Origin of the sequence: Colwellia sp. E2M01 (assembly GCF_018860585.1) — a bacterium.
GTDB lineage: Bacteria > Pseudomonadota > Gammaproteobacteria > Enterobacterales > Alteromonadaceae > Colwellia.
The window spans coordinates 23,097-29,771 of record NZ_JAHKPR010000007.1 but is presented as its reverse complement, the minus strand read 5'-3'; the positions used below and the strand labels follow the sequence as shown (position 1 = coordinate 29,771).

The 6,675-nt window shown below is 37.9% G+C and carries 5 protein-coding genes; 2 read left to right on the top strand and 3 right to left on the bottom strand.

What is annotated here, in order from left to right:
* Nucleotides 1-446: 446 nt before the first annotated feature.
* Both KO502_RS00745 and KO502_RS00740 read right to left on the bottom strand, forming a co-directional pair.
* Nucleotides 447-1,451 carry an NAD-dependent epimerase gene (locus KO502_RS00745; RefSeq protein ID WP_216020646.1) on the bottom strand — a complete coding sequence of 335 codons (1,005 nt, stop codon included), beginning with the start codon at nucleotides 1,449-1,451 and terminating at the stop codon, nucleotides 447-449.
* A 182-nt stretch (nucleotides 1,452-1,633) separates the two neighbouring features.
* A complete protein-coding gene (locus KO502_RS00740) occupies nucleotides 1,634-2,800 on the bottom strand; it encodes a nucleotide sugar dehydrogenase (RefSeq protein WP_216020645.1) in 1,167 nt (388 codons plus the stop codon).
* A 955-nt stretch (nucleotides 2,801-3,755) separates the two neighbouring features.
* Between KO502_RS00740 and KO502_RS00735 the strand changes: the two genes are divergently transcribed.
* Together KO502_RS00735 and KO502_RS00730 are read left to right on the top strand one after the other, a co-directional pair.
* The gene (locus KO502_RS00735; RefSeq protein ID WP_216020644.1) at nucleotides 3,756-4,052 is read left to right on the top strand and encodes a helix-turn-helix domain-containing protein; all 297 of its coding nucleotides are present in this window, start codon (nucleotides 3,756-3,758) and stop codon (nucleotides 4,050-4,052) included.
* Complete coding sequence (locus KO502_RS00730) at nucleotides 4,042-5,247, top strand: HipA domain-containing protein (RefSeq protein ID WP_216020643.1); 1,206 nt, start codon at nucleotides 4,042-4,044, stop codon at nucleotides 5,245-5,247. The genes KO502_RS00735 and KO502_RS00730 overlap by 11 nt, the downstream gene beginning before the upstream one ends.
* Before the next feature lie 252 nt (nucleotides 5,248-5,499).
* Here the strand turns inward: KO502_RS00730 and KO502_RS00725 are convergent, their stop codons facing one another.
* The gene (locus KO502_RS00725; protein WP_216020642.1) at nucleotides 5,500-6,675 is read right to left on the bottom strand and encodes a DegT/DnrJ/EryC1/StrS aminotransferase family protein; all 1,176 of its coding nucleotides are present in this window, start codon (nucleotides 6,673-6,675) and stop codon (nucleotides 5,500-5,502) included.

Here is a 6,675-nt window from a genome sequence, read left to right as displayed (position 1 = left end):
GCCCTGCAGGTGACCCAAAAATGAAATTTTTGCATTGAACAAACACCATACTCCATTAAACCCATCGCCAGCAGGGCTGCCTCCTACGGTAATCAAAATAATATAATCTCATACCTCAAAACGTAGGAAGCTGCCCTGCAGGTGACCCAAAAATGAAATTTTTGAATTGAACAAATACACCATACTCCATTAACCCCATCGCCAGCAGGCTGCCTCCTACGGTAATAAAAATAATATAATCTCATACCTCAAAACGTAGGAAGCTGCCCTTGGTGTTTTTCAAGATAGGTGACCCAAAAATGAAATTTTTGCATTATACAAACACACCATATTCCATTAACCCCATCGCCAGCAGGGCTGCCTCCTACAAAAGCAAGACCAAAAAAAAGGCATAATCACTATCAATGATTATGCCTTTTTAACATTACAATATTTTCGTTATTGATTTACACTTTATAAAATTCTTTATACCAAGTAATTAATTCTGCCACACCTTCTTTAACGGTAATTTTAGGAATATACCCGGTAGCTTTAAATAAATCTTGCGTATCAGCATAGGTTTGATAAACATCACCCGCTTGCATTTCACGGAAATTTTTCTTCGCTTCAATGCCAAGCTCATCTTCAATGGCCTTAACAAAATCCATCAAATTAATGGGTGAGCCATGACCAATATTATAAACGGCATAAGGCGCTGAACTTGTGGCCGGACTACCTGCTTCTACTGTCCAACTTTCATCACGCTCAGGAACAACATCAGCAATACGAATAACACCTTCAACAATGTCATCTACATGAGTAAAATCACGCCACATATCCCCATTGTTATTTATATCAATGGTGTCACCGTTTAAAATCTTTTTGGTGAAAATATAAGGCGCCATATCAGGACGTCCCCACGACCCATAAACCGTAAAAAAGCGTAATCCCGTAGTAGGAATATCATATAAATGCGAATAACTATGCGCCATTAACTCATTAGATTTTTTAGTGGCCGCATATAGAGAAACAGGATGATCAACCGTATCAGAAGTAGCAAAAGGAACTTTACCATTTAAGCCATAAACAGAAGAGGATGAAGCATACACCAAATGTTTCACCTTGTTGTTTCGACAGCCCTCTAAAATAGTTAAATGACCAATTAAATTACTGTCTGCATACGCCATTGGGTTTTCAATAGAATAACGAACACCGGCTTGTGCGGCTAAATGAATAACTTTATCAAATTGATGAGTAGCAAATAAATCAGCCATACCTTCGCGGTCAGCTAAATCAATTTTAATAAAAGTAAAAGAGGCATGTTCAATACGCTTTAAACGCGCTAATTTTAAATTAACGTCGTAATAATCATTAATATTATCAATACCAATAACATCATGCCCAGCATCACATAAACGTTCAACCACCACACTACCAATAAAACCCGCAGCGCCTGTTACCAAATATTTCATCTTCTTTCCTAAAAATCATTTCAAAGCCCGAAAAAAACATACCCCATTGAACGAAGAGTACCAATGTAGGCGGGAATTTATTCGCGCATCTGTTGACCTTTTATTACATTTAAATATTGAAAATCAACATTTAAATCAAAGCGCGAATAAATTCCCGCCTACAAAAAATCACATATTTTTTCTTAATCGCTACCAAATAAGTCACGAGTATAAACTTTATCAACCACATCAGATAACTCTTCAACCATACGATTTGAGACAATAACATCAGACATAGCTTTAAATTCATTTACATCTTTAATGACTTTTGAATTAAAAAATTCATCTTCTTCATACACAGGCTCAAAAATAACAACTTCAATACCTTTGGCTTTAATACGCTTCATAATACCTTGAATTGAAGACGCTCTAAAATTGTCAGATCCTGATTTCATAATCAAACGATATATACCAACCACTTTAGGCTTACGGCCAATAATAGAGTCTGCAATAAAGTCTTTACGGGTACTGTTAGCGTCAACTATCGCGCTAATAATATTATTAGGCACATCTTTATAGTTAGCACGTAATTGCTTAGTATCTTTTGGTAAACAATAACCGCCATAACCAAATGAAGGGTTATTATAATGGCCGCCAATACGAGGGTCTAAACTTACCCCTTCAATAATATGACGAGAGTCTAAGCCGTGTACTTCGGCATACGAATCTAATTCATTAAAGTATGACACACGCATAGCAAGATACGTATTTGAAAACAACTTAACCGCTTCAGCCTCAGTTGAACGCACAAACAATACATCAATATTTTCTTTTATCGCACCTTGCACTAACAAATTAGCAAAAACACGGGCACGCTCAGAATCTTCACCAACAATAATACGTGACGGGTAAAGATTGTCGTATAACGCCTTACCTTCGCGTAAAAACTCAGGAGAGAACATCAAACCATCACAACCAAATTCTTCACGAATTCGACGAGTATAACCAACAGGCACAGTTGATTTAATTACCATAACCGCCTTAGGGTTTATGGCCATTACATCACGAATAACCGCTTCAACCGAATTAGTATTAAAGTAATTAGTTTCAGGATCATAATCCGTAGGGGTAGCAATAACAACATAGTCAGCATCTTTATAAGCTGCTTCTTTATCTAAGGTTGCTGAGAAGTTTAACTCTTTATTTACAAGAAAATCAGAAATTTCAACATCAACAATCGGCGACTGTTTACGGTTAAGCATCTCAATTTTTTCAGGGATAATATCAACAGCAACCACTTCATTGTGTTGCGCTAATAACATAGCATTTGATAAGCCCACATAACCTGTACCGGCAATAGCAATTTTCATAAATCCATCTCTTTAATTTTTATACTAATATTTTACATTATTCCCGATGCATATCATCAAGTATCTAACTTTAATTTTACCGTAGGTAACTGAGCTAACCGAAAAACATTAGCACTTTATAGCAACTTTATAGCAACTTTATAAAGCAAAAATTTACCAGCGCGATTGAAATCCCGCCTACAACTAACCCCGTCATTCCCGAGTTGTCTTGTCGGGAATCTATAGCCTCCCCCTCATTCCCGAGGTCTCTTATCGAAAATCCAAGTTGCTCACTACCCGTAGGCGGCCTAACTAATAAAAAGTGTTCGCGCTTTTACTGCGCCGTCATTCCCGAGTTGTCTTGTCGGGAATCTATAGCCTCCCCCCTCATTCCCGAGGCCTCTTATCGAAAATCCAAGTTACTTACTACCCGTAGGCGGGAACTTGTTCGCGCTTTATTAACTTATTAGCACATGACTAATTTATTCACGCTTTATAGCAACTTTTATAAAGCCCAAATAACCAGCGCGATTGAAATCCCGCCTACAACTAACCCCGTCATTCCCGAGTTGTCTTGTCGGGAATCTATAGCCTCAATCCCGTCATTTCCAAGGTTTCTTATCGAAAATCCAAGTTACTCACTACCCGTAGTGCGGCCTAACTAATAAAAAGTATTCGCGCTTTTCAATTAAACAACATTATCATATTATGAAGCAGAGCCTTGTATCATGTGAACTTTCGCTGTTTATCGTGAATAAATCCTTGCGTGGAATAATGCAACGATGTGCCTATATGTACCTAGCGCAATATAGTTTCGTTCCCACGCTCTCCTCGCGTTAATGCAATCAAGCCCATTAAATCACCACCATTATGCATCTTATAAAAGGCATTAAGCCTTATTGCCTTATATTTAAAGCAGTTGCCCAAGTACAACTAGTGCGCTATATTTAACGCATAAGCAATTAATGATTTAAATATGATGCAAAATAAGGCAGATGAATTACTGAAATCAATTGGAAAATTGGTTAAAAACGTTCGTTCTGAAACAATGGATCAAAGCGAACTTGGAAAAAGAGTGGGTGTAAGTCGTACCACAATATCATCAATTGAACGGGGTATTGGAGTGAATTCTAAATCACTCTTTAATGTAGTCTCCTTTTTAGATTTAGCTGATCTAATACAAGCAGCAGTTAATGAACGTGCTGAATTAATTGAAGCCAATAGATCACGTAAAGCAAGAAATAATCGTGAGGAACTATCTAATGATTTCTAAAGCGTTTGTATTTATTGACGGTATTGAAGATAAGCCAATTGTTTGCGGAGTTGTTACGCTTGATACTCAAAAAAGATATGGTGAATTTCGATATGGGAAGAGTTATTTATTAAGAAGTGATGCCTTCCCACTCGACCCATTAAATTTACCGCTTAATAGCAGTATATTCACAACAACCAATCAAAAAGGTGTGTTTGGAGTACTTTTAGACGCAGGCGCTGACTCTTGGGGCGAGAAAATTATACTATCATTACATAATACCAAGCCCAAAAATTCTATTGAATTCTTGCTAGCTGGCTCTGGTATGGGTGTTGGTTCCTTAGTTTTTAGTCTTTCAAGTAGCACTTCTAAAACAAAACTAAACAAAAACACATTGGGTGATATCCCAATGTTACTAAAAGCAAAAGATGCGATATTAAATGATGAAGAAGTACCACAAGAAGCTAAAAAAGCCTTTGAATATGGTTCAAGTATGGGTGGAGCTAGACCAAAAACCACAGTGTCAGATGCTGGCATAACCTATTTAGCAAAATTTAATCGTCCAGAAGACTTATTTAACCACGCTAAAGTAGAGCATGCCACGATGAGTATGTTGAGCGAATTAGCTTGTCGAGTTGCACCTAGCAAAGTAGTTGAAACAGATAATGGCGATGTATTGCTTGTTGAGCGTTTTGATTTAATAGATACTCGTCCAACTCATCACTTTATTAGTGCCAACTCACTAATAAATTTGCATTCAGTAAACAACGCTTCACTAACTGAGCGTTATAGCTATGGTTTTTTAGCTGAATTTATTTTGAAATACAGTAGCGAACCAGATGATGCTGCTGAATTATTTCATCGTATGGTATTTAACACGTTAATAGGCAATACGGATGACCATACTCGAAATCACGCATTTTTGTATTCATTTAAAAACAAAGACTGGCGTTTATCTCCTGCATATGACGTTCTTCCTATTAATGCAAATAATCAACATGGGATGGGAATAGGTCTAGATGGACGTAATGGAACTATTGAAAACTTACTTTCGCAGTCAGAACGCTTTGGGCTAAAGCGATTTAAAGCTGAAAAAATTATCAAAGAAGTCTTAGAATTAGTATCGCAATGGTCATACTATTTCAAAAGGCATGGCGTTGGGGATGGCGACTTAGAGCGTTTAAAAGGCGTAATACCAATGCACCTGTATAATTAATAGCGTTCAACAATTGAAAAGACATTTTCACCAATTCTATATAGCTGCAGGTGATCATTGTAGGCCTGAATTTATTCGCGCTTTACTGCGCCGTGATGCCCGAGATATCCTGCCAGCTCGTTCCCACGTTCCACGTAGTAACGTATATTAGCACAATTAAAAACCACGCCTACAGTGCTGTACATATTATTGTAGTCTCGTTCCACGCTCCGCGTGGTAATGCATACGATAAAAAGTGTCGCACTTTTACTATTATTTACTTGCTTGCGCTAACACCCTTTCTAACACCTTAACCGTCTTATCCATTTCAACCTGCATTAACGTTGGATGCACTAAAAACATCAAGCTTGTTTCACCTAACTCAACCGCATTAGGTAAACGTTTTTCTGGTCTGAAACCTGTATTATCAAACGCTTTTTCTAAATACACTTCAGAACAGCTACCTTGAAAACACGGAACACCTTCTGCAACAATTTCATTAACAATACGATCACGATCCCAACCATCAGCTAAAAGCTCAGGTTTGATAAACATGTAATGTTTATATTCTGCATGCTCGCTGTAATCAGGCACATCAACTACACGTATTAACTTAAATTCACTTGCTGCATTATCAAGTTTTTTACCATAAGCTTGGCGCTTAGCTGTCCATTCAGGCATTCTCGTTAACTGAATACGGCCAATAGCGGCCTGCATTTCTGTCATACGCCAATTAGTACCAAAACTTTCATGTAGCCATCTAAAGCCTGGTGGATGCTCCTTATTGTAAATAGCATCCCACGATTTACCATGATCTTTATAAGCCCACATTGCTTTCCATAACGTTTCATCGTTAGTGGTAACCATGCCACCTTCACCACCAGTAGTCATTATTTTGTCTTGGCAAAAACTCCAAGCACCAACATGGCCAATAGAGCCAACAGGTTTACCTTTATATTTTGCACCATGCGCTTGCGCACAATCCTCAATAACATAAAAACCATGCTTATTACTAAGCGCCATAATGGCATCCATTTCAGCAGGCATACCCGCCAAGTGAACAACAATTACCGCTTTTGTATTTGGGGTAAGTACCGCCTCAATACTTTGTACGGTAATATTTTGGCTATTTAAATCAACATCAGCAAATACTGGTTTTGCACCAGCTGTAACAATACTTGAAGCAGAGGCTAAAAATGTACGAGGCGTAGTTATAACTTCATCACCAGCACCAATATTGATAGCTTTTAACGCAATGTCTAAAGCCAAGGTGCCATTACCTAAAGCAACGGCGTATTTTGTGTCACTATAAGCTGCAAATTCTTTTTCAAATTCACGACCTTCTTGGCCTGTCCAATAATTAACTTTATTTGAAAGAAGAACACTTTGTACTGCATCAGCCTCTTCTTGTGTGAAGCTAGGCCAAGGGGAAAACGGGGTATTTAACAT